This window comes from Polaribacter pectinis, assembly GCF_014352875.1.
In the GTDB taxonomy this organism is placed as follows: domain Bacteria; phylum Bacteroidota; class Bacteroidia; order Flavobacteriales; family Flavobacteriaceae; genus Polaribacter; species Polaribacter pectinis.
Genome location: NZ_CP060695.1, coordinates 1,480,098 through 1,504,341, shown reverse-complemented (window position 1 = coordinate 1,504,341; position 24,244 = coordinate 1,480,098). Strand labels below are relative to the sequence as shown.

The window sequence follows — 24,244 nt, the reverse complement described above, 5'->3', positions numbered from 1 at the left end:
AAAATACTGATTTTTTGTATTCTTGAATGATGAATTAAAGTGAAGTTTTAGTTTTTTTCAACTAAATCTAAATTAAATGAATCTGTTTCTCCAATATTAAAATAACCTAAAGGAAAATTAGCTTCATTTGTTGTGTTAATCATGTTACCTAATAATGATGAAGGAACAGATTGAAATGGTCCACCAGCATTTACGCCACTTTGTTCTAGTAAAATTCTAAAATAGGTGTAATATTCTTTAGAAATTCCAGACATTTTTACGGTAATGTTTGTTGGTAATTCTATTTCATCTTCTTGAAGAAAGTAAGAAAAATTATAATCTGCACCGTTAAAAAAACGATCTTCTATTGTTAAAAAAATTTGATCAGTAAACTGAAATAAATAATAGTTTTCTAAAGTTCCATCATCAGTAAAATCTACTTTTAATTCTACTTCTTTACCAGATAATAAAGACCTGTCTCCTTGAACTACACTTGTAAGTGGTGTAGATTTTATTTTAGTTGCTTTTCCTTTATAAGTTTCGTTATTATAAATAACAGTTAATTCATAAACTATATTATCTGCAGGAATAAAGTTTGAATCTGGTTCATAATCTCCATCTAAATTTGCATCAGAAAAATTAATAATAGTATTGTTAGTAAGGTCTGTTAAAAACACATCTGCATTTGCAACCGTTGGAATAGATTCATCAAAATAATCTGCAGATAATCTTAATTTTACAACAGAATTAGCGGTAACAGGACTTTCATCAAAATAAACTTCAAAAGAAGCGTCTATAATTAATTTTGGATCTATTGATGGAACATCAACATCTATTACTTTTTCGCAATTAGCAAAAAATAATAGTATAAAAACTGGAAGTATATATATCTTTTTCATCAAATTAAAATTTAAAATTATAGGTAACTGAAGGCACTAAACCAAATATAGATGTTTGTATAGCTTCGTTTCTTAAAGTTTCTCTGTTTTGTGTAAAGTTGATAGACGCCGCATTTTGTCTTCCGTATAAATTGTAAATTCCAAAAACCCATTCTCCTTGCCATTTTCTATTCTTATTCTTTTCAGGAGTTAAAGTTGCGGAAATATCTAATCTATGATATGCTGGAAGTCTATCTGCATTTCTTCTATTATCATCATAAATTGGTACGTTTAAACCTTGTACTTCATATTGCCCAACAGGATAATTTGTTGGTTGCCCAGTTTGAAAAACAAAATTGGTATTAAAGGTCCATTTTTTATTGAGTTCATAACTTGCATTTATAGAAAAATCATGCGTTTTATCATAAGGTGTGCTGTACCAATTGCCTTTGTTAATACCAGGCTCATTTGCATTTCTACCAGCAGTAAGTTGTTCTGATCTAGACAAGGTATATGCAAGCCAACCTTTTAATTTTCCTTCATTTTTTTTGAATAAAACCTCTAAGCCATAAGCTCTAGCTTTACCATTTAAAATAACGGTTTCAATTTCATTATTGGCAATTAAATTGGCGCCATTTATATAATCGATTCTATTCTGAATGTCTTTGTAAAAAGCCTCTGTTTCTATGGAATACTCTCCGTCTTTTAGAGACTTAAAATATCCAACAGCAAATTGATCTAACAACTGTGGCTTTATGTATTTTCCACTTGGCGTCCAAACATCTAATGGAGTAGGAGAAGCTGTGTTAGATAAAAGATGAAGATATTGTGCCATTCTGTTATAACTGGCTTTTATAGAAGAATTTTCATCTAAAACATAAGACAGAGAAACACGTGGCTCAAAATTATTAAAACTTGCTAAAACATCACTTCTTTTGTAAGATTCAGTGCCAATTGCTTCAGCAGATTCGTATTTTTTGAATTCACTATTATAGATTACAGCTTGGTCGTTAGTATAAACGTTTAATTCATCTTGTCCTAAACGTGTAAAATTACTAAAACGAACTCCATATTGTAATTGCAATTTATCGCTAATTTTATGTTCTGCATCAATATAAGCCGCAAATTCATTGGCATATTTGTCAATTAATTTTTCTGCAACAATTCCAGAATCTTCTCTATTGGGTATAATTTCACCCGGATTAAATTTTATATAAATATTATTAATTCCATAACTCAACTTCAATTTGTCATTTAAATAATGCTTAAAATCATATTTAAGGTTGAAGTTGGTAATACCAGAATCCCATTCGAAACCAACAAAATCTAATGTTAATCCGTAGAAATAATCAGAATAAATTAAAGATAAATTAGAAAACAGTTTATCAGAAAAAAGATGATTCCAACGTAAATTTCCTACTTTATTTCCATAATCATTTACAAAACTATCACTGATACCGAAAACATCTTTACCAAAATAGCCTGAAAAGAAAACGCTGTTTCTATCATTAATTCTGTAGTTTATTTTTGCATTTAAGTCATAAAAATAAGCAGTATTATCATTATCAAATAATGGTAAAAATAAATGAGCATAAGAAGATCTACCACCAACTAAAAAAGAAATTTTCTCCTTTTTAATTGGGCCTTCAACTAATAACCTAGAGGAAACTAAACCAATTCCACCAGTTACATTTAGTTCTTTGCTATTTCCTTCTTTTTGATAAATATCTAAAACAGAAGATAATCTTCCTCCGTATTTTGTAGGAATTCCTCCTTTATATAAACTAACATCTTTAATTACATCAGGATTAAAAACAGAGAAAAAACCGAATAAGTGAGAAGAGTTAAAAACAATTGCTTCGTCTAATAAAATTAAATTTTGGTCTGCTGCACCACCTCTAACATTAAAACCAGAAGCACCTTCACCAGCACTTGTAACTCCAGGTAAAAGAATTAGTGATTTTATAATATCTGCTTCACCTAAAACAACAGGAATATTTTTAATAGTTGCAGCTGTTAGTTTATTCACACTCATTTGAGGTGTTTTAATATTCAGCTTTTCTATATTACTTTCTATGATAATTTCATCTAAACTTTCTGCTTCTTCTGTAAGTTTGAAGTTTTTTGTAATTTTTTCTGAAACTTTTAAAGCTTCTATAATTGGAGCGTACCCTAAATAACTAACTTGAATTTTATAATCTCCTTCAGGAATTGTAATAGAGTAGAAGCCATATTCATTAGTAGTAGTACCTGCATTTAATTCAGGTAAATAAATAGAAACTCCAATTAAGGTTTCGTTGTTGCTTTGGTCATAAACGGTTCCGCTTATGGTAAATTTTTCTTGGCTGAATACAGATAAAGAAAAAAGAAAAGAAACAAAAAGAATTATTTTTATACGGAACATTTTGTTTAAGTATTTGTTTTTTTATTTCAACAAAAATACAGCTTTAGATGGTAATAAAAGTTAAAAAAAATTAAAATGAGTTCAAAAAAAAAGCTGATGTTATATAACAGCAGCTTTTTAAATTTATTATAAATTTTAAATTCTTTTTAAAAAGAATTTAAAATTTTATTTAAAGTAGTATTTGGTCTCATTGCCATATCTGCCAAATCATCACTAGGTTTGTAGTAACCACCAATGTTAACTTCATTTCCTTGGATTTTATTTAATTCAGCAATTATAGTATGTTCATTTGCATTAAAATCATTTGCAACTCTTGTAAAAGTTGCTTTTAAATCTGCATCTTTATCTTGATTTGCTAATTCTTCTGCCCAGTACATTGCTAAATAAAAGTGACTACCTCTGTTGTCTAATTCACCAACTTTTCTTGAAGGAGATTTATCATTATCTAAAAACTTATCTGTAGCCTCATCTAAAGTTTCTGCTAAAACTAAGGCTTTAGCGTTATTATTTGAAGTTCCTAAATGTTCTAATGAAACTGCTAACGCTAAAAACTCACCTAAAGAGTCCCAACGTAAATGATTTTCTTCTAAAAATTGTTGCACATGTTTTGGAGCAGAACCACCTGCACCAGTTTCAAACAAACCACCACCATTCATTAAAGGTACAATAGATAACATTTTAGCAGAAGTACCAACTTCTAAAATTGGAAATAAATCTGTTAAATAATCACGTAAAACATTTCCAGAAACAGAAATAGTATCTTCTCCTTTTACTAATCTTTCTAATGTAAACTCTGTTGCTTTAATTGGCGACAAAATTCTGATATCTAAACCATTAATATCATGGTTTTTTAAATAAAGGTTTACTTTCTTAATGATTTCTGCATCATGAGCTCTATTTTCATCTAACCAAAAAACAGCAGGAGTTTCTGAAGCTCTAGCTCTTGTTACAGCTAATTTTACCCAATCTTGAATTGGTAAATCTTTTGTTTGACACATTCTCCAAATATCTCCTTCTTCAACATTGTGTTCTATTAAAATGTTTCCAGAAGCATCTTCTACAACAACTTTTCCACTTGAAGCAATTTCAAATGTTTTGTCATGAGAACCATATTCTTCAGCTTTTTGTGCCATTAAACCAACATTAGGTACAGTTCCCATTGTTGTAGGATCGAAAGCACCATTTTTCTTGCAAAAATCTATAGTTGCAGAATAAATTCCTGCATAAGAACTATCAGGAATAATAGCTTTTGTATCTTGTAATTCACCTTTTGAGTTCCACATTTTACCAGAAGTTCTAATCATAGCTGGCATAGAAGCATCTATAATAACGTCTGAAGGAACATGTAAATTTGTAATTCCTTTATCAGAATTTACCATAGCAACAGCAGGTTTGTTTTTGTAAACTTCTGCTATGTCTAATAAAATTTCAGCTTTTTTCTCTTCAGATAATTCTTCTAAATTTCTTAAAAGGTTTCCAAAACCATTATTTACATCAACACCAATTTCTTCTAAAGTTTTACCATGTTTATCAAAAATATCTTTGAAGAAAATTTTAACAGCATGTCCAAAAATAATTGGGTCAGAAACTTTCATCATAGTTGCTTTCATGTGTAATGAAAGTAAAACTCCTTGAGCTTTTGCATCAGAAATTTCTGTTTCTAAAAAGCTAACTAAAGCTTTTTTACTCATTACAGTTGCATCTATAATTTCTCCGTCTAAAAGGTTTAAAGACTCTTTTAAAACAGTTTTAGAACCATTATCAGCAATATGCTTTATTGATATTGAAGTTGCTTTAGAAAGTGTTACAGATTTCTCATTATGAGCAAAATCTCCTGCTGCCATAGTTGCAACATGTGTTTTAGAATCTGCACTCCAAACACCCATAGAATGAGGGTTTTTACGAGCGTAGTTTTTAATAGCTTTTGGAGCTCTTCTGTCTGAATTTCCTTCACGTAAAACTGGGTTTACTGCAGAACCTTTAACCTTGTTATATAGTGCTAAAACCGCTTTTTCTTCTGCGGTATTTGCTTCTTCAGGATAATTAGGTAAAGCATATCCTAAAGCTTGTAATTCTTTTATAGCCTCATTTAATTGAGGAACAGATGCGCTAATATTAGGTAATTTTATAATATTTGCTTCTGGTTGTTTTGCTAAATTACCTAATTGTTCTAAAGCATCTTCTACTTTTTGTTCTTCTGATAAATAATCAGAAAAATTTGCTAAAATTCTAGCAGCTAATGAGATATCTTTTACCTCTATTTCTATGTTAGAAGATTTTGTAAAAGCTTTAACAATTGGTAAAAAAGAACGGGTTGCTAATGCTGGAGCTTCATCTGTTTTAGTATATACGATTTTAGCTATTTTGCTCATGTAAATTGTATTTTTAAAGTTGAAATATTCTTAAAACTTTCTAAATGAATACTCATTTTTGAAAGCTAGCAAATTTAAGAATTTTAGTTGAGAATTTTATTGGTAAAATGCTATTAATTAGTAGGTTTTATTGCGTTTTTAATAAATTTTGAAATCGATTTCGTTGATATAAAAAATAAAAGCCATATCAAGCAAATTAATGCATTGATATGGCTTCTTTGAAATAGATTTTGAAACTATTTTGTATTGCTACAAAATAAATAAGAATAAACTTATACTTCTCTTTTTTAAAAGTGAAATTATACTCGCTATTTCAATGTTTGAAACATCCTTAATTTTAAATAAGCATTCTACTTTTTTAAAATTTTTATTAATGTTTCGGTTGTGATCATTAAAAATTAAAAAATTTCTGAAAGACTTTTTACTTACGTAAGTAATCTATTCTTACTTTGAGTTTTTATTCTGTTTTTTCAAACACAATACTTTCTCGTTTTTAACTCTCTTTGAAAACAATAAATAAAGAACGTTACTCTATCGATTTACTTTTAATTTTTTATTTGTTTTTGAAGACCTATAAGTTAATTGGTTGTAAATTCTTCTGTAAATATAACTGTGATTTCAATTATTACAAAATTTTTAAGGAATTAGAAATCAACACATTATTAACTTCGGTTGTTAACATTTGTTCATAAAAAAAGCGTTGTGAAAATTCACAACGCTTTTTAATACTTTTATTTGAAAAAGATTATCTTCTTTTTTCAGTAATTCTAGCTTTCTTACCAGTAAGACCTCTAAAGTAGAAAATACGAGCTCTACGTACTTTACCTCTTTTATTAACTTCAATTTTTTGAATAGAAGGTAAGTTTACAGGAAAGATTCTTTCTACACCTACAGTACCAGACATTTTTCTGATTGTAAAAGTTTCAGAAAGACCAGTTCCTCTTCTTTGTATAACAACACCTCTAAAAAACTGTGTTCTTACTTTTTCTCCCTCTTTAATTTCGTAATACACTGTAATTGTATCACCAGCAGCAAATTCTGCAAATTCTTTTTTTGTTACAAATTCGTCTTGTACAAATTTTATTAAAGCTTCCATATTAAATATTTATTATTTTGTAAAGCAACGTTCACGATTTCTTCGTCAGAGGTTAATTTAGCGGTTGCAAAAGTAGTAATTATTTTTAGTTGATAAAAACTAATTTTAATTATTTTTTTGGTTGATAGTCAGTACAATAGAAAATCCAGAATTTTCTACTCTCTTTACCGTTAATTTTTACGATTATTGGCTCTAATTCAGTTACATTATTAAAATATTGAGCTAATAACGGATTTATTTTACCCAACTTGTTTTTATCTTTAAAACGTTTGTCTGAATCTATAAAAATGGCATTTTGTCCTTTTAATGTTGATAAATCATCTCCTAAATAATCGAAATGTAAAGCTGGTAAACCTATAATATTCTGTGCATATACTTTTTCATCCATAAAGAAGTTTAAACAGGCAGATGTCTTGTAATTGTCTTCAGAAAAGATAAAAGTATCTGTATATTTATCTTGTAATTTTTCTGTCTCAATAGCTAATTCTTTCCAACCAACCCAAGTATCATCACTTTTAATGGGCACTAAATAAAATATTATTTGTAAGCTTACAAGTAAATGAAAAACGATAGAAAATATGACTTGAATTTTCAGTAATCTCTTGCTAATAAACATTCCAGCAATTATTATTCCTGTAATGTAAGATGGCATCATCCAATTTAATTTTACCCAGTAAATAGGAGTAAGGGCAAAAAAACCAACGAAAGTAGGAACAAAAAAGGCTAATAAAAATAAAGTTTTTGCTTTTGGAAACTTAAATTTTGTTACTATTCGTTTTAAATATTTAAAAGTAAAAGTGATGAATATTAAAAATAAAACGGGCAATAATAAAAACATTTGATGCCCAATTGCCCCAAAGAAATAATTTGGAGAAATTTTAAATTCAGAAATAGAACTTGTTCTTTCTGAAGATTGAAATGCAAATGATGCAAACTCATTTTGATAGTTCCAATACCAAACAGGAAATGTTGCTGCTACAGAAATTAATAAGCAAAGCCAAAACCAAGGAGATAATAATAATTTTCTGTATTTGTTAGAGAATAATAAAAAAGCTATTAAACCTATTTGCAATAATAGGGCAGTATATTTACTATCAAAAGCCAATCCCATTGCTAATCCACCTAAAATCCAAAATATTTTTTTGTTTTCAAAAATAGCTTTGTACAAACAAATTAAACTTAATGTCCAAAATAATAGCAATGGAACATCTGGAGTAGAATTGAATGATAGTATAGAAATAAAAATGGTGGAAGCTAATAAAATGAATGCTCTCTGTAATTTTTGTTTAGATAAAAAGTAGGAAGCTAATTTGTAAAAACTTAAAATTGTTAAAGATGTAATTATAAAATCTGCAAACTTTATAGTAAAAATTGATTTTCCAAAAATTTCTGTAAAAATTCTTAATATATAACCAATCATCCCTGGATGATCGAAATAAGAAAGTGATAAATTTTGGCCGTATAAATAATAGTAAGCATCTTGTGGCATTAAACCCATGAACGGGAGTAAAATCAATCTAAATAATTGAAAACCTAAAACCCAAGAAATGGCTTTGTTATTTTTTATAAGCGTTTTTATTGTATTCAAATTCTCACATTAAGAAATTCATATTTTTAAACCTTTACGAGGTTTCATCTAAAAGATCTGGTCTTATTTGTTCTGTTCTTTCATATGCTTTTTCACTTCTCCAGTCATCAATTTTAGGAAAATTACCAGACAATAAAATATCAGGTACTTTATTTCCTTCGAAATCTGAAGGTCTTGTATATACTGGTGGAGATAATAAATTATCTTGAAAAGAATCTGTTAATGCAGATTGTTCATCCCCAATTACACCAGGAATTAAGCGAACAACAGCATCTACTAAAACTGCAGCAGCCAATTCACCACCTGTTAAAACGTAATCTCCAATGGAAATTTCTTTGGTAATAAATAGTTCTCTAATTCTTTGGTCTACACCTTTATAATGCCCTGTTAAAATAAGGATGTTTTCTTTTAGAGAAAGTGTATTTGCTGTAGATTGATTTAGGGTTTTTGCATCTGGAGTCATATAAATAACTTCGTCATAGACTCTTTCTGACTGTAATTTTCTAATGCAATTGGCAATCGGCTCAATCATCATAACCATTCCTGCGCCACCGCCAAATTGTGTGTCGTCTATTTGTTTGTAGTTACCTAAACCGTATTCACGTAAATCATGAATAATAATTTCTGCCAAACCTTTTTCTTTAGCTCGTTTAATAATAGAATGATTAAACGGGCTTTCTAATAAATCTGGAGCAACTGAAATAATATCTATTCGCATATTGCAAATGTAAGTTTTTTAGATTTTTATTAAATAGAGTTTTTAGAAAGTTTAAGTCAAGTTATATTTTTAAAGTTTAAAAACAAACCAAACTACTCTACAATTAAGGTAAAAGGAATAGCATATTTTATATTTACTGCTTTACCATTTTGCATTGGTAGAGAAATCATTTTTGGTACAGTTTTCATAACTTTTGCAACTTCTGCTTTAATTGATGCACTAGGTCTGCTAGTTCTTGTGATAACTTGTGTTACTTTTCCTTCTTTATCAATTTTAAAACTGATAGTTATTCGCAATCTTCCAGGAGATAAGCCAAGTCTATTTGGTAAACTTGCGTCAAATTTATGGGCAAAATGTTGTTGTATTCCTCTACTGAAGCATTTTTTTACATCAGAAACATCTTTAGAATTTTCGCATCCAGGAAAAATAGGAACTCTTTCATAACCAATTAATGAATCTGTATTCACTATAATTTTACCTTCTTTAAAAGATAAAATTTGAATGATATAATTATTAAAATTTCTTTTGTCAGTAAAATTTAATTTTTCAATTGGGTATTCTTTAAAAATTGTAATAATTTTATCTTCAACTGTTTTAGATCTTGCGCTGGTTTTAATGTTAAATGGCTTGTTCTTTTTGTCTAATTCGAAAGAGATAGTTAGTCTATTTTTTATTCTATTTAAATTTACGGTTTTTAAAAAATCTTCAGTCAATCTTTTTGAATAAAATTTAGAAAGCTCGTTTTCAATAGATGGTTTCGTATAATTAGCATAGCTAGAATTTCGATCTTTATAAACAGGTTTTTCTCCTTTTTTATACTTAATAGTAAAACTATGTGTAGGTTTATTTTCTTTACCATTAAAGGTACCCGATTTTATGTTTGCTGAAAAAGTTTCTAAAAGTCTAGAAACTTCATCTCTAAAAACAGATGGCACATTAGTTTTTTTATTCTTCAACTGACCATTTTCAGAGATTAAAAAACTTATATGTAAATCTATTTCTTCATACAAGTACAGCTCAATATCTTTTTCATCTTTTAATTTAGATTGGTCTAAATTAAATAAATTGTTTAATAAATTAAAGTCTGCATTTTCATAAAAATATTTTTTCACTTCTAAATTTAAACAATTTTTTAGGTCTTCGAAAAACTCTAGATCTTTACATGGTTCACAGATAGAAGGAGTTTCTATTATGATTTTAGAACTACAATTAAATATGTTTTTAGACTTATTTTTAGATATTATTTGAAAATGATATCTATTTCTTTTATCTAAAGTTTCTAAATTTAAATTTTCTAAAGGATACTTTTTAAAAGCTTCTATAATAGCTTTTTTAAGCTCTTTAGAACTATAGTTAGTTACTGAAATTCGATAAGGTTTATTTTCTTTATTGATAGAAAAAGACAATACGATATTGTTGTTCTTTGGAAGAAAAACAGCCTTTTTTAAAAGCTTTTTAGGTACTTCTTTCTTAAAAAATAAAGACAACTCATTTTTAGGGTTGGGGTTTGAAAACTCTTGATAATTAAAGTTGTTTTGAGATTGGGAAATGCATACTGCAAATATGGTTAGGAGTGTGCTTAAAAAAAGGTTTTTCATAGATTTTCTTCTTGCTAATTTGTAGGTAATTATGATTTCTTTAAAATTGAAAAAACTATTCTTGCAAACTAATATGAAACAAAGCATCACCTTTATTTACAATAGGAGTTTGATTTACACAGAAAATATGACAGTTTTCAGGCGCATAAATTTTCTTTTTAAACTCTCCAAAAGGATCTTGAATAACACCTAAAACTTCTTTTTTCTTAACAAAAGCCCCATTTCTAACTCTAATTTGAAACATACCTGAATGTTGTGCTCTCAACCACTTTGCTTTTTTTACATATACAGGTGTTGCTCTTACACTTATTTCTCCCTCAATTAAACCTAAATGAATTAAAACATTTTTTGTTCCGTTTACACCTTCATTTATAACAGTTGGGTTAAGTTCTTTCGATTTTCCTCCTTCGAATAGTAGAATGGTTTTCCCCATTTTATTTAATGTATCTCTTAAAGATTTTGCAATATTACTCGAATAAACAATCATTGGAGGGTTAAAGACTTTGGCTAATTCAAGCGCTTTTTCATCGTCTTTATTACAACGAATTTGCGAAATATTATCTCTCTCGCCACCACCAGTATGAAAATCTATAACATAATCTACATGTGGTGCAATTTCTTTTGTAAATTGATATGCAAATTGGCTAGCCAAAGAACCGGTTGCAGAACCAGGAAACATTCTGTTTAAATCTCTTCCGTCAGGAAACTCTCTGGTCTGAATTAAATACCCGAAAATATTAAAAACAGGAATACAAATAATGGTTCCGTTTTTTGGTTTGTTAATTTGAAGATTTATTATTTCTCTAATAATACCAACTCCATTGGTTTCATCTCCATGAATACCTGCTAGTAATAAAACTACGGGACCAGGGTTTGTAGAACGTTCTATAATTACAGGAACATTTACTGTAGTTCTTGTATGTAATTTAGCTACTTTTAAATCTAAAACTGTACGTTTTCCTTCAGGAATTACTTTTCCTAAAAGAGTAAATGGTTTACTCGACATTTAATTCTAAATAACGGATAATTTCTTTTGCTATATTTTTACCAGTTGCAACTTCTATTCCTTCTAAACCAGGAGAAGAATTTACTTCTAAAACTAATGGTCCTTTTGAAGATTGCAACATATCTACGCCTGCAACACCTAATCCCATTGCTTTTGTAGCTTTTAAAGCTGTTTTTTCTTCCTCGTCTGTTAACTCAATAACATTTGCATTTCCACCTCTGTGTAAATTAGAACGGAATTCTCCTTCTTTACCTTGTCGTTTCATTGCGCCAATTACTTTTCCATCAACTACAAAAGCTCTAATATCTGCACCACCAGCTTCTTTAATAAATTCTTGTGCAATTACTCTTGCTCCTAAACCATTAAAAGCTTCTAATACAGAAGTTGCTGCATTTGGTGTTTCAGCCAAAACAACACCTAAACCTTGTGTTCCTTCTAATAATTTTAAAACCAATGGAGTTCCACCAACAGATTGTATAACGTGCTCTACATCTTTTGTGTAATTGGTAAAAACCGTTTTTGGTAAACCTACACCAGCTCTAGCTAAAATTTGTAAACTGCTTAACTTATCTCTAGATCTTGTTAATGCTATTGAGGAAACTGCAGTAAAAACTTTCATCATTTCAAACTGACGAATTACGGCTGTACCATAAAAAGTAACAGAAGCACCAATTCTTGGGATAATTGCATCGATATTATCTAAATACTCTCCTTTGTAAAAAATCTTTGGAGATTTTTTTTCTATTTCGATATTGCATTTTAAATGATCCACGACTATTACTTCATGTTTCCTCTTTTGTGCTGCTTCCACCAATCTTCTTGTTGAATATAGTTTTGGATTTCTAGATAAAATTACAATTCTCATTATTTTTTATATTTTAATTTGTGTGATAAATTTTTCTTTGCTGTATCTATCACGAATTTTTTATTTAAAAATTTCCTTCCTAATAATATAGGAAATTTCATGTCTTTACGCTCGCTTAATGTCAAATAAATAGGAAAAGTAGTATTGAAAATTATGATTTCTGTTTGAATCATAAAACGCTTTTCTGAAATTCCGTTTGAACTTTTTACAATTTTAGAAGAATAGTTTTTAAAAGTAAACTCCTTATTATTATAGAAAGGATGCTCTGGGTCTAACAACGTAAACTGAATTAAACTTTCATCATTTAAAACAATTTCTTTAATGTTAGAACAATGAATAGAAGATGTGTAAGCACCTGAATCTACTTTTAAATCAATTTCGGATAATGATAATTCAGGGAAATCTGCCTTATCAACTCTACCAATAGTTATTTTCATTTAGATAAATTAATGACGTAAAATTACTGATAGTTATTGACTTATATTTATAAATATCAAAAAATTATAATTTAGCAATTGCAGCTTCTGCACAACGTTCTCCATCCATGGCTGCAGAAACAATTCCGCCAGCATAACCACCACCTTCGCCACAAGGAAATAATCCTTCTATTTCTGTGTGTTCTAAATTTTCTTTTCTTGGAATGTTTACAGGTGATGAAGTTCTAGATTCTACACCAACAATATTAGCTTCATTAGTATAATAACCATGCATTTTAGAGCCGAAAGCAGCAAAACCTTTACGTAATCTACTGCCAATAATTCTTGGTAAAAGAGAGTGTAGTGGAGCAGATTTTAACCCTGGTTGATATGAGGTTTCATTTAAATCTGTAGACAATTTGCCATCTACAAAATCTACCAATCTTTGTGCAGGAGCAGTTTGTGTTCTTCCACCTGCAAAAAAAGCAATTTTCTCTAAATCTTTCTGAAATTCTAGACCTTTTAATGGGCCAAATTTTTCGTATTTCTTAAAATCTTGATCGATATCTAATTCAACTACAATTCCTGAATTTGCAAACTTATTATTTCTTCTAGATGGAGACATTCCATTAACAACAACTTCTCCATTTGCAGTTGCTGCAGGAACAATAAATCCTCCAGGACACATACAAAAAGAGTATACGCCTCTGTTGTTAACTTGTTGAACTAAACTGTAAGCTGCTGCCGGTAATAATTCATCTCTTTCTCCAGCACAATGATATTGAATTTTATCTATTATTTCTTGTGGGTGTTCTACACGAACGCCCATTGCAAAAGACTTTGCTTTAATAGCAATTTCTTTTTTATGTAACAATTCATAAATATCTCTAGCAGAATGTCCAGTTGCTAAAATAACAGCGTTTACAGTCATTTCTTGACCATTTTGAAGTTGAATTGCTTCTAATTTATTGTTTTTTACAACAAAATCTGTAACACGAGTTTCAAAATGAATTTCCCCTCCAAACTTTATAATATTCTCACGAATATTCTGAATTATCTTTGGTAATTTATTGGTTCCAATATGTGGGTGTGCATCTATTAAAATTTGCTCTGTTGCACCATGGTAAACCAAGTTTTCGAAAATTCTACGTACATCTCCACGCTTTAAACTTCTGGTGTATAATTTTCCGTCGGAATAGGTTCCAGCACCACCTTCACCAAAACAATAATTAGAGTCTTCGTTTACAAAATGATCTTGATTAATTGCTTTTAAATCTCTACGTCTGTCTTGTACATTTTTTCCACGTTCTAAAACGATAGGTTTGTAGCCTAATTCTATACAGCGCAATGCAGCATACATTCCTGCAGGGCCAAAACCAATAATATGAACTTCCTTTGCTTTTGAAACATCTTTATATTCAAAAATATAATCAGATTTTTCTGGAACCTGCTCATTTACATAAACGGCTACCTTGTAATTGAAAATGATATCTTTTTTACGAGCATCAATAGATTTTCGCAAGACTTTTACTGCGGAAATTTCACTTTTATCAACATCTAATTTTTTGGCAGCTTTGTATAGCAGAATATTTTCTTTACGTTCTTCTATTAAATTTACACGAAGCTGAATTTCTTTAACCATTTTACAAAAGTAATTAAATTTAAAAAGGGACAAACTATTGTTTGCCCCTCTTTTTCCCCTAATTAATTAAAAAATGTAATTTAATATCGTGATCTTTCTATAAGGATTGTTTGTGTGTAAACAGTTCCATCTGTTATCACCTTAACCACGTATGCTCCTTGTTTTAGTCTATAACTTCCCATTACAACTTTATTCTCTCCAGATCTTGCTCTTATATATCTTTTTTGGATAATTCTTCCATAGATATTATATAAGTAAACAGTTGCATCTTTTTCTAAATTTTCAACTTTTACATTAAAAACTCCTGATGATGGATTTGGATATAGAGAAACTTCTACGTTAGGAGTTACTACAACATCTCCTTCTGAAATACAAGTAGCATTACAAGAACCTAATTTGTCTCCATGCCATAAGTGAGCTCTTACAGAATTTTTGCTTACACTTATTTCCTTATGCTTAATTTGACCATGTTTTCTTGTATGATGACAAATGATAACTTTATCGTTATTATGACCATGATGATGAGAGTTACCTCTGTAATTATGACCATTAGATTTTGTACTTCTTGCATCTATTACACAAACTTCTATAGAGTCTGTTGCAGTACAACCATTAGAATTTGTTACTGTAACTGTATAAGTCGTTGTAAACTTCGGACTTACTTTTGGTAATTTTTCAGTTGAAATAACATTACCAGAATCATCTGTCCATTCATAGGTAAATCCAGTTCCACCTGTAACAGTAGGGCATAAGTAAATGCTTTCTGCATATCCCAAGAAAATGGTATTTTTCTTTTGATATTTTACAGCATAAAAATCATCAATAGTAACAGTTGGTTTATCTCCAAGAACATTAACAATTACATCTTTAGTTGTAGTGTTACCACTTTGGTCTGTTACTGAAACTTGTATAGTGTTTTCACCTAAATCGTCACAACCAAAAGAATCTTGACTTAAAGTATAACTTGATATACTACAGTTGTCACTTGTAATAACAGTTTCTTCTGGAATAGCTAAATCTGAACAATTAGAAACGTTAAAATTGAAATCTCCCTGTTCCCAACAATTATATCTATTTTTATAATAGAACCAACCGCTTAAGCCAAAATTAGAATCTTGTAAGTTTGCTTTGTTGCCTAATTGGACACCGTATTTTAAACTTGTTGGCGCATGGTAAATGTTTGTAACAGTTCCTGTATTATTTCCTGCACCTGTAAGATTACTTCCTTCTGCCATTTCATAATACATCCAATTTTTATATTCACCACGAACACTCCAAGGATTTCCTTTCCAGCTTCTACCCATTGCGCTCCATTCTGTCCAATTACTAGCGTTTTTTAGGTTTAGAGTTACAATCCATTTGTCATTACTATCGTATTTATTTACTAAAGTTCCAACAACAGAAGCAGTACCATCTAAGTTTTTGGTTATTTTACCTCCATCTGCATCAAAAATATAACGAGCTCCCCAATGTCTTGAAGCATCACCTTTACTACTAAAGTCAATTTCTTTCTTTTTAGAAGATGCAACAGTTTTATGTTGATTATAATTTTTTACATAACCATTTAAATACATTGCGTGGTATTTAGCATCAGTAACATCGCATTCTTCTCCAGTTTCTATATCGCTTTCAGAAGTAATTAATACGTCTTGTGGCGTTATTGTTGCATTACCGTTAGCGTCTAATTCAACAGAAATGTTTTGTGTACCAACTGTAGGAGCAATGTTATCAATAACAGTTACTATAGCTGTATTAGAGCTTATGTTTCCATTTACATCAGTTGCTGTTAAAGTAACTGTGTTTTCTCCTAAAGTATCACAACTAAAATTGGTAACATCTAAAGTTAAAGTTTCAATTCCACAGGCATCATTAGACCCATTATTAATATCTTCTACAACTATTGAGGTATTTCCATTTTCATCTAAATATACATTGATATTTTGTGTGATAACTTCTGCAGGAACAGAATCTATAACAGTAACAGTAGATGAAGAAGTAGTTGTATTACCACTTGCATCTCTAACAGTTAATGTTACTAAATTTTCACCAACATTTGTACATGTAAAGTCTAAAACATCTAAAGAAGTTGTAAACGTACAATTATCTGAAGAGCCATTATTAATCATTTCTGGTGTAATTGATGCATTTCCGTTTTCATCTAACTGAACAGTAACGTCTTGAGAAACTGCAGTAGGTAAAATAGAATCAATTACTGTAACAGTTGTTTGTTGAGTAGTTTGTAAACCACTTGCATCAATAGCTATTAAACTTACAATATTGTCTCCAGTATTGTTACAACTAAAAGTAGTTGTGTCTAAACTTAAAGAGAATGTACAGTTGTCATAACTACCATTGTCTACCATTTCTGGAGTAATTGAAGCATTTCCGCTTGCATCCAAATAAACTTCTATGTTTTTTGTAATTACTGTTGGTGCAATTTCATCGATTACAGTAACAATAACATTTTCTGTAGATACATTCCCATTTACATCTGTTGCAGTAAAAGTAACTGTGTTTTCACCAAGATTGCTACATGCAAAAGTTGTTTCTGAAAGTTCTAAACTTGCAATTGCGCAATTGTCTGTAGTTCCATTGTTAATCATGTCTACAGTGAAATTTGCAATTCCGTTTTCGTTTAAAGGAACAGTAATATTCTGTATAGCTATTGTTGGAGAAATAGTATCTTCTACAACAACATTTGCTGTACTGTTAGAAAGGTTTCCATTTATATCCTTAACAGTTAATATAACTTGATTATTTCCAATATTGTTACAAGAAAAGTTTGTAATATCAAGAGATATGTCTTCTATACCACAATTATCAGAAGAACCATTATTGATCATTTCTGGAGTAATTGATGCATTTCCATTTTCATCTAACTGAACAACTATGTTCTGCGTAATTACATTTGGTGCAGTTGTATCTAAAACGGTAACTGTAGCAGTTCCTGTTGCTGTTCTTCCTAAAGTACTTGTTGCAGTTAAGGTTACAGTTACTGGTACGCCTATATTAGAACAATTAAAAGAAGTGTTGTCTAATTCTAAATTTGCAATACCAACTACAGAATTAGAACCATTATCTATTTGATTTGGAGTAATAGTAACATTTCCATTAGCATCTAATTCTACAATAATATCTTGCGTTATTACAACAGGAACAGGATCAATAACAGTTACTAAAACTGGAACAGTAGTTGTGTTTCCATTAGCGTCTGTTGCTGTTAATTGAACTGTAACTGGACTATTTATAGCGTCTGTTGCCGTAAATGTATTTTGACTGATTGTGTAGGTAACAGGTCCACAATTATCTGAACCAGAAACTAACACGTCATTAGCAACAATACTTACAGTTCCATTAGCAGTAAGTGTTACAGAAATATCTTGCCCTTGTACTAATGGGGCAATTTCATCACGAACTTCTAAATTAATAGTTCCAATAGTAGAATTTCCACTTGTATCAAAAGCAGTAACATTTATGGTATGAAAACCAACTTCATTACAATTATAAACTGTTTTGTCGAATTCGAATCTATCTATTGCACAGTTATCTGTAACAGTATTAACGTTAAAAGAATTTGTATCATAAGTTGCAACTCCGTTTTCATCTAAAAAAATGATTGCAGTTTCTGTTGTTAAGAACTGTGGAGAAGTAACATCTCCAGTAACTGTATAAGTTTCTGAAATACTTGTTCCATCTGCATTTGTAATGGTAACTGTATAATCACCAGGATTTAAACCCGTAATATCTTGAGTTGTTGCTCCATTACTCCAACTGTAGGTTGTACAAGGGTTTGCTGATGAAATATTAATGTCTATTGCACCATCTGAAGAATCTGGACAAGAAGCAGCAGTTATTGAATTAGCGCTAACATTCAGTTCTTCCTTAAAGGTAACAGTGTTTATTTTAACTTTGTGCTCGTTATTAAAATAACCAGTTGCTGCTGTAAATCCCCAGAAAACTCCGTTGTTTCCAGAGAATATATCATTAACAATATCACTATTATAGTTGATTATTGTATTTCCATTGAAAACAACCGTGAAGTTATTTGTTGCTTTTATCCAAGATATTTTTACATTATGATAAGCTCCGTTTTCTAAATTAGATACAACATGAGGTCCAGAAAGATTATTTGAAGAAAAATGATTCACGTCTCCGTTTTTCATTAATGCTACATGGTCTTGTCCTGGGTCAGATGTATTGCTATAGGTATCAAATTCTACGGCTAATGAAGGGCTTATTCCTAAATATCCTAAACCACCACCACTTGAACCTTGATTGGTGCTTAATGGCTGTAATACAAAAGCCATTCCATCTGCACCACCGTCATTGTTTCCAAGATATACATCAAAGTCTAACTCAAAATCAGTTGAAAGATTTAATTTATTTTGATACCAAACAGCACCAAATTGTCCACCAACTGCGCTTGTTAATCTATATTCATCATTTCCTAAATAATTAGAATTTCCAATGTTTATATAATCAGCTTGGTTAAAACTTGTTTGCATAGTACCATCATCAACTGTTACAATTGCTGTTCCAGTATTAGAATTACCATTTATATCTGTTACTGTTAAAGTAACTGTGTTTTCGCCATAATTTGCACAAGTAAATAGATTTGGTGAAATTGTAATTGTATCTATAGCACAATTATCTGAAGAACCATTGTCTATCATTTCTGGAGTAATTGAAGCGTTTCCATTTGCATCTAATACTACAGTTATATTATTTAAAACAATATTTGGACTTTGATTATCCGCAACTGTAACGTCAAAAGTTTCTGTTTCGTTTCCACAAGCATTCTGTAGGTTTAATGTTACAGTTGTAGTTCCCACATTAAATAACATTCCTGTACCAGATCCATTTCCGTTTCCAGAAGTAGCACCACTAAAAGAGTAAGTTAACTCTGGTGTTGGATTTCCTGCCGTTATAACTTCATAATCTATTAACGCACCACATACATCTTCATCATTATTTGCAGTAATATTTTCTGGAATAGATGTAAAAGATGCTGCCTCACAAGTTATTTCAGCTGTAACGTTTATAGAAGTTGAACTTTCGTTACAATCATTACTTAAAATAGTAACAATTGCATTATAAGCTCTTAGGTCTGGACCATTAAACACTAGAGTGAAATTAGCTTGAGTTCCAGGGGAAATAGCTACGGGTGATGTTAAACCTACGATAGATAAATATTGGGCATCTGGACCAGAAATTGCAATATCTACATCTAAAATTGCATTATTAGCAGTTGAGCTTGTATTATCAATAGTAATTAATGTATCGTAAGAATTATTAGGTAATACATTGCCATAATCAAGATTAAAACCATCTACAACTGTAGTTGCTCCGTTTGCAACGTTTGTTCCGTTATTAGAAATTTCAATTTCTGCTGAATTTGCTGAAACAGTTGTAGGTTCTGAAATTGCAGAACAACCAAATAAATCAATAACTCGAACACTATAATTACCTGCAGATGTAGCTTCGTAAGTTTGTTGAGTTGCATCTGGAATATCTACACCGTCTTTTATCCATTGATAAATAGAAGATTGTGTTGCTGTTAAAGTTGTAGAATTATTAGGTGGGCATAAAACAGCAGTACCACTTGGAGAAATATCTACAGTAGGATTATCGTTTACAACTACAGGAGTTGGTAAAGATTCTCCAGAACAACCCCCGTTATTTGTAACAACAACTGTATAATTTCCTGAAGTTGTTGCAACATAATTTTGGAAAATTGCACCAAAAAGATCTATTCCATCCTTTTTCCATTGGTATGAATCACCATTATTCGCATTCAATTCTACAGTTTCTCCTTGGCAAACTGTACTTTGTCCTGCAACTATAATAGCTGCTGGTTGTACATTTACTGTAGCTGTACAAGTAGCTTGGTTACCTGCACCATCAGTAGCTGTTAACGTAACCGTATTTTCTCCAATGTCAGCACATGTAAAGTCTACTTGAGATAAAACTAAAGATTCTATACCACAGGCATCACCTGAACCGTTATCTATCATTTCTGGAGTAATTGTAATAGTACCAGCTGGACTTAATGCCACTGTAATATTTTTACAAGATACAGTTGGTGGAGTTACGTCATTTTGCCCCCCAGTATTTCTATGAAAACGTATAGTATTACTACTAATTCCTGAAGTAGCAATATCAGGAACAAAATCACCATCTAAATCACCAATTACAATACCAGAAACTTCAGCTCTATTAGAAGAGGTATAATCGAATCTTGGAGCAAAACTTGGGGTTCCCGCAGTAGAAGTTGTATTTCTATATACAGAAAATACATTTATTCCTAAAGATTTTGTTACAATATCTGGATACCCATCACCATCTACATCACCCACACCAATTCTGTAATTAGCTGCTGGAGAATCGATGTTTACAACAGTAGCAAAAGAAATATTTCCAACCGTAGAAATATTTCTCCAAATAGCTGTATTTGTATTTCCTTGATAATTACAAGATGTAAAATCAATTTTACCATCTTTATCAAAGTCTGCAATCATTGCTCTATATGGAAAAGTTCCAAAACCATCTGCAGGATTAGCATCTGAAGCCCAATATTCTGGAGTTTCAAATGAAGCAGTTGTACTTCCATTTGATGTTATATTTCTTATTGAAGTTGCTCTATTTGACTGACCTTGTGAAGCTAAAAAATCTGCTTTTCCATCACCATCAACATCAGCAACTTGTATACCAGTACATCTACCTATTCCAGAAGCTACTAATTGTCTAGCAGAAAAATTAATATTTCCAGGACCAGTACTTGTGTTAAAAGCTACCCAAACACTTCCTCCAAATTCTCCAATAATGTCAATTTTACCATCATTGTTAAAATCTCCAGAACCTATTTGATAATTAGAAACAGATTTAGAGTCAGTTACATAAACTAAACCTATGTTACCAGCTCCAGCAGATGTATTTCTAAATACACCTCCGTTAGAAGCAATATCTTTAAACCCATCACCATCAAAATCTGCTGTTGTTAAAGAATTAAATTGACCACTAAAATTATTTGCTGTAAAATTAATATTACTAGGAGTACTATTGTTTTTTGCAATAGTAATACCATTGCTTGTAGCTGATATAACCTCTGGTTTTCCATCATTATCCATATCTTGAGAAAGCATATTATAGGCTCCTCTAATACCCGCTAATTCTTGCGCAGTATTTTGATAAGAAGTGGCTGTAAGTGGCGTTGGACAAAAAACTCCATTGAAGTGTGTTTTAGAATAAGCTGATAAGTTACATTGGTTCTTAACACTTATTAAAGCAGTTGTACTTCCTTCAGGTACTCTTACTTCTATTGTTCCAAAAGAAGATGAAACTACTGTTGCTTGTGTAGCTCCAAAAAACACTTGATTTTGAGTTGGAGTTGCACTAAAATTGGCTCCTGTGATTGTTACTGTACTTCCTATAAAACCTGTTTTTGGAGAAAAGTCATTTATTATAGGTTTATCTATACATTGTGCAACCGTTTTTCCACTTACTCCCAAGCAGAAAATTACTATTATTAAATATGCTAATTTTTTCATGATTGAGTTTGATAAGTTATTTCAACCTTAACAGTTGTTAGATCTATATTTTCAGGATAATCAAACTTTAAGTTAGAATATTTTTCTGAACTGCAAGAAGCTATAAACATATCTCCTAATTTTGAAGTAAATGGAGCAACTACAACTTGTGCAGTGTTACCATTATTGTCTGAAAAGTTAAGGGTAAAACCTACTTTGGGGTTTGTGCCATCTTCATTAAAAGCATTAATTAAAACGGTAGGTTTAGAATTGGGATTACATTTTACTACACTATAACTTACGTCATAATGGAAATCTGCCTCTTCTAGAGCTATCCAGTTTTTTAATACTTCTGGCTCACTTTGAGCTAGAACTGAAATTGAAAAAAATAGTGTCATATATAATAAGACACTATTTAAAAGTTTTTTTTTGTTCATGATAAATTAAGTTTGATTAGTTAAGTGATAAATATATATTAGGTTTAAGCTAAATAAAAACGTGGTTTTAAAAACAGGTATAATTACCTATTAAGTGAACTAGCTTAAATTGGGTATAAAATTTATCAGCAGTAAAAATGATTAAACTTTACAGAAATCACTAATTGTAGGTGGGTGGTTTTTCCTACCCAAGTACGTAAGTATTTGTTTTTTAGTTATTTAAATTTAAGCTGAAGTGGAGAGTTTAGTTTTTAATTCTGTTCTGGTTTTTACATTAGCTTTCGCATAAATGTTTCTAATGTGATACTTTACAGTGTTCTTTGAGATAAACAATTTATTGCTAATTTCTGTATTGTTTAAATTTTTAGAGAGTGCTTTTAGAACATCTAATTCTCTTAACGTTAAAGGCTCAATTCCTAAAACATTTTCTTTAAGAAGAATTAAATAAGAATCTTCTAATAAGGTTTGTTTTTTTATAGAACTATCAATACTTAATTTTTGAAGATTTTCTTGCAGATTTAAGATCTCTCTTTCATTTTCTTCTCTTTTATGTTGCATCATTAAAATAATGCTATATGTAAAAACAAACATGTCTAACCAGCTAGAAATTTTAAGTGTTAACATTTCTCCATTTACTTGCCACAAACCACAAGGTAACCCAAACATAAAATAGATTGAAAACGGAACAAATATTAAAAAACCTACAACGTAAAATTTTGCATAAGGCATTTCTTTTATTTTAAATAATGCATAAAACCAAAATAATGGCAAAATTAACATTACAGAAATGGTAATGCTAAATACAGCTATAAGGTAATTATTAGTTACAATTGAAAGGAAAAATAAAACGATTGTAAGTGATGGTAGAATTAATAGTAATTTGTAATATTTAGGATACCTTTTATGGATATTTAAAAATTTTATAGAAAACAAGGCAAACCAAATTTCACAAGGTATAAGAATTAAATATTCTAATTTATAATAAAAATTGTTGCCTCTAAAAATATCTATAAATGAACCATCTAAAAGTAGAAATAGACACATTAAAGATGCAACAAAAAGAAGATAGAATAAGTAGGTATTATTTTTAAATTTAAAATATAGAAATAAATTTAAAAGTATAATAACAATACAGGAACCATAATAAAAACTATTTATTTTTATTTTTTTAATAGTAAATGAAACAAAATCTTTTTCAGTTTTTATTTTTAAAGGAAAATTAGCTTCCCTTGGAAAATCTACTTTTAAATAGAAGGTTGTTTTTTTTGTATTATTTGAACTAATTTTAAATGCTGGGAATTTGTAGTCTACAGGAATTTCATTTAATAAAATACTATTACCTGTTGAAGTAACATATTTTAATTGATTGTTATTAGACTTGTAAATATCTATTCTATTAATGTTATGAGTTGGTAGAAATGCTACCAAATTCTCTTTGTTTTTATTTACTTCTACTTTAAACCAATATGTTCCACTATTCATACCTAAACTATTGCTTTTAGGTAATTGATTAAATTTTTTGTGGATTATGTTTTTCTCTGAACTATCCTTAACCTCTTTAAAATACTGAACGTTAAATTCAATAGAATCTTTTGTGTTCTTGAAGTTTTCGGCATAAGTTTTAGAATTAAAAATTAAGCACAAGAAAAATATAAACAGATAGTTTTGGAGAATAGATTTGTTCAATGGGGGAATTTTTTTAATTAAGTATTTTAATTT

General features: G+C 30.0%; 14 protein-coding genes. All 14 read right to left on the bottom strand.

What is annotated here, in order from left to right; all coding sequences use genetic code 11:
• Positions 1–47: 47 nt before the first annotated feature.
• Positions 48–878 (bottom strand): DUF4249 family protein, encoded by an 831-nt coding sequence (locus H9W90_RS06850; protein ID WP_187483697.1) that lies wholly within the window; start codon positions 876–878, stop codon positions 48–50.
• A gap of 4 nt (positions 879–882) precedes the next feature.
• Positions 883–3,261: a TonB-dependent receptor gene (locus H9W90_RS06845; RefSeq protein WP_187483696.1), complete on the bottom strand. Its 2,379-nt coding sequence runs from the start codon at positions 3,259–3,261 to the stop codon at positions 883–885.
• 146 nt (positions 3,262–3,407) lie between these two features.
• Positions 3,408–5,633: an NADP-dependent isocitrate dehydrogenase gene (locus H9W90_RS06840; protein ID WP_187483695.1), complete on the bottom strand. Its 2,226-nt coding sequence runs from the start codon at positions 5,631–5,633 to the stop codon at positions 3,408–3,410.
• A gap of 745 nt (positions 5,634–6,378) precedes the next feature.
• Complete coding sequence (gene rplS, locus H9W90_RS06835) at positions 6,379–6,729, bottom strand: 50S ribosomal protein L19 (protein WP_088354144.1); 351 nt, start codon at positions 6,727–6,729, stop codon at positions 6,379–6,381.
• 109 nt (positions 6,730–6,838) lie between these two features.
• Positions 6,839–8,317, bottom strand: a complete 1,479-nt coding sequence (locus H9W90_RS06830) for a glycosyltransferase family 39 protein (protein WP_187483694.1) — start codon at positions 8,315–8,317, stop codon at positions 6,839–6,841.
• A gap of 34 nt (positions 8,318–8,351) precedes the next feature.
• The gene (trmD, locus tag H9W90_RS06825) at positions 8,352–9,035 is read right to left on the bottom strand and encodes a tRNA (guanosine(37)-N1)-methyltransferase TrmD (protein ID WP_187483693.1); all 684 of its coding nucleotides are present in this window, start codon (positions 9,033–9,035) and stop codon (positions 8,352–8,354) included.
• Between the two features lie 92 nt (positions 9,036–9,127).
• Positions 9,128–10,633, bottom strand: a complete 1,506-nt coding sequence (locus tag H9W90_RS06820; RefSeq protein ID WP_187483692.1) for an energy transducer TonB — start codon at positions 10,631–10,633, stop codon at positions 9,128–9,130.
• 55 nt (positions 10,634–10,688) lie between these two features.
• The gene (locus H9W90_RS06815) at positions 10,689–11,639 is read right to left on the bottom strand and encodes a succinylglutamate desuccinylase/aspartoacylase family protein (protein ID WP_187483691.1); all 951 of its coding nucleotides are present in this window, start codon (positions 11,637–11,639) and stop codon (positions 10,689–10,691) included.
• Positions 11,629–12,504, bottom strand: coding sequence for a 30S ribosomal protein S6--L-glutamate ligase (rimK, locus tag H9W90_RS06810; RefSeq protein WP_187483690.1), 876 nt, complete (start codon positions 12,502–12,504; stop codon positions 11,629–11,631). Before rimK ends, H9W90_RS06815 begins: the two co-directional genes overlap by 11 nt.
• Positions 12,504–12,941, bottom strand: a complete 438-nt coding sequence (locus H9W90_RS06805; RefSeq protein WP_187483689.1) for an ATP-dependent zinc protease family protein — start codon at positions 12,939–12,941, stop codon at positions 12,504–12,506. Before H9W90_RS06805 ends, rimK begins: the two co-directional genes overlap by 1 nt.
• Positions 12,942–13,005: 64 nt before the next feature.
• Positions 13,006–14,562: an NAD(P)/FAD-dependent oxidoreductase gene (locus H9W90_RS06800; RefSeq protein ID WP_187483688.1), complete on the bottom strand. Its 1,557-nt coding sequence runs from the start codon at positions 14,560–14,562 to the stop codon at positions 13,006–13,008.
• An 80-nt stretch (positions 14,563–14,642) separates the two neighbouring features.
• Positions 14,643–22,109 (bottom strand): lectin-like domain-containing protein, encoded by a 7,467-nt coding sequence (locus H9W90_RS06795; protein ID WP_187483687.1) that lies wholly within the window; start codon positions 22,107–22,109, stop codon positions 14,643–14,645.
• Positions 22,106–22,525: a hypothetical protein gene (locus H9W90_RS06790; RefSeq protein ID WP_187483686.1), complete on the bottom strand. Its 420-nt coding sequence runs from the start codon at positions 22,523–22,525 to the stop codon at positions 22,106–22,108. The genes H9W90_RS06795 and H9W90_RS06790 overlap by 4 nt, the downstream gene beginning before the upstream one ends.
• Positions 22,526–22,750: 225 nt before the next feature.
• Positions 22,751–24,007 (bottom strand): 7TM diverse intracellular signaling domain-containing protein, encoded by a 1,257-nt coding sequence (locus H9W90_RS06785; RefSeq protein WP_187483685.1) that lies wholly within the window; start codon positions 24,005–24,007, stop codon positions 22,751–22,753.
• Between the last annotated feature and the right edge of the window lie 237 nt (positions 24,008–24,244).

Excerpts from the sequence above, each read along its gene's own strand:
- H9W90_RS06850 (WP_187483697.1), bottom strand. The coding sequence starts at position 878 with ATGAAAAAGATATATATACTTCCAGTTTTTATACTATTATTTTTTGCT.
- H9W90_RS06845 (WP_187483696.1), bottom strand. The coding sequence starts at position 3,261 with ATGTTCCGTATAAAAATAATTCTTTTTGTTTCTTTTCTTTTTTCTTTA.
- H9W90_RS06840 (WP_187483695.1), bottom strand. The coding sequence starts at position 5,633 with ATGAGCAAAATAGCTAAAATCGTATATACTAAAACAGATGAAGCTCCA.
- rplS (WP_088354144.1), bottom strand. The coding sequence starts at position 6,729 with ATGGAAGCTTTAATAAAATTTGTACAAGACGAATTTGTAACAAAAAAA.
- trmD (WP_187483693.1), bottom strand. The coding sequence starts at position 9,035 with ATGCGAATAGATATTATTTCAGTTGCTCCAGATTTATTAGAAAGCCCG.
- H9W90_RS06820 (WP_187483692.1), bottom strand. The coding sequence starts at position 10,633 with ATGAAAAACCTTTTTTTAAGCACACTCCTAACCATATTTGCAGTATGC.
- H9W90_RS06815 (WP_187483691.1), bottom strand. The coding sequence starts at position 11,639 with ATGTCGAGTAAACCATTTACTCTTTTAGGAAAAGTAATTCCTGAAGGA.
- rimK (WP_187483690.1), bottom strand. The coding sequence starts at position 12,504 with ATGAGAATTGTAATTTTATCTAGAAATCCAAAACTATATTCAACAAGA.
- H9W90_RS06805 (WP_187483689.1), bottom strand. The coding sequence starts at position 12,941 with ATGAAAATAACTATTGGTAGAGTTGATAAGGCAGATTTCCCTGAATTA.
- H9W90_RS06800 (WP_187483688.1), bottom strand. The coding sequence starts at position 14,562 with ATGGTTAAAGAAATTCAGCTTCGTGTAAATTTAATAGAAGAACGTAAA.
- H9W90_RS06795 (WP_187483687.1), bottom strand. The coding sequence starts at position 22,109 with ATGAAAAAATTAGCATATTTAATAATAGTAATTTTCTGCTTGGGAGTA.
- H9W90_RS06790 (WP_187483686.1), bottom strand. The coding sequence starts at position 22,525 with ATGAACAAAAAAAAACTTTTAAATAGTGTCTTATTATATATGACACTA.
- H9W90_RS06785 (WP_187483685.1), bottom strand. The coding sequence starts at position 24,007 with ATGAATAGTGGAACATATTGGTTTAAAGTAGAAGTAAATAAAAACAAA.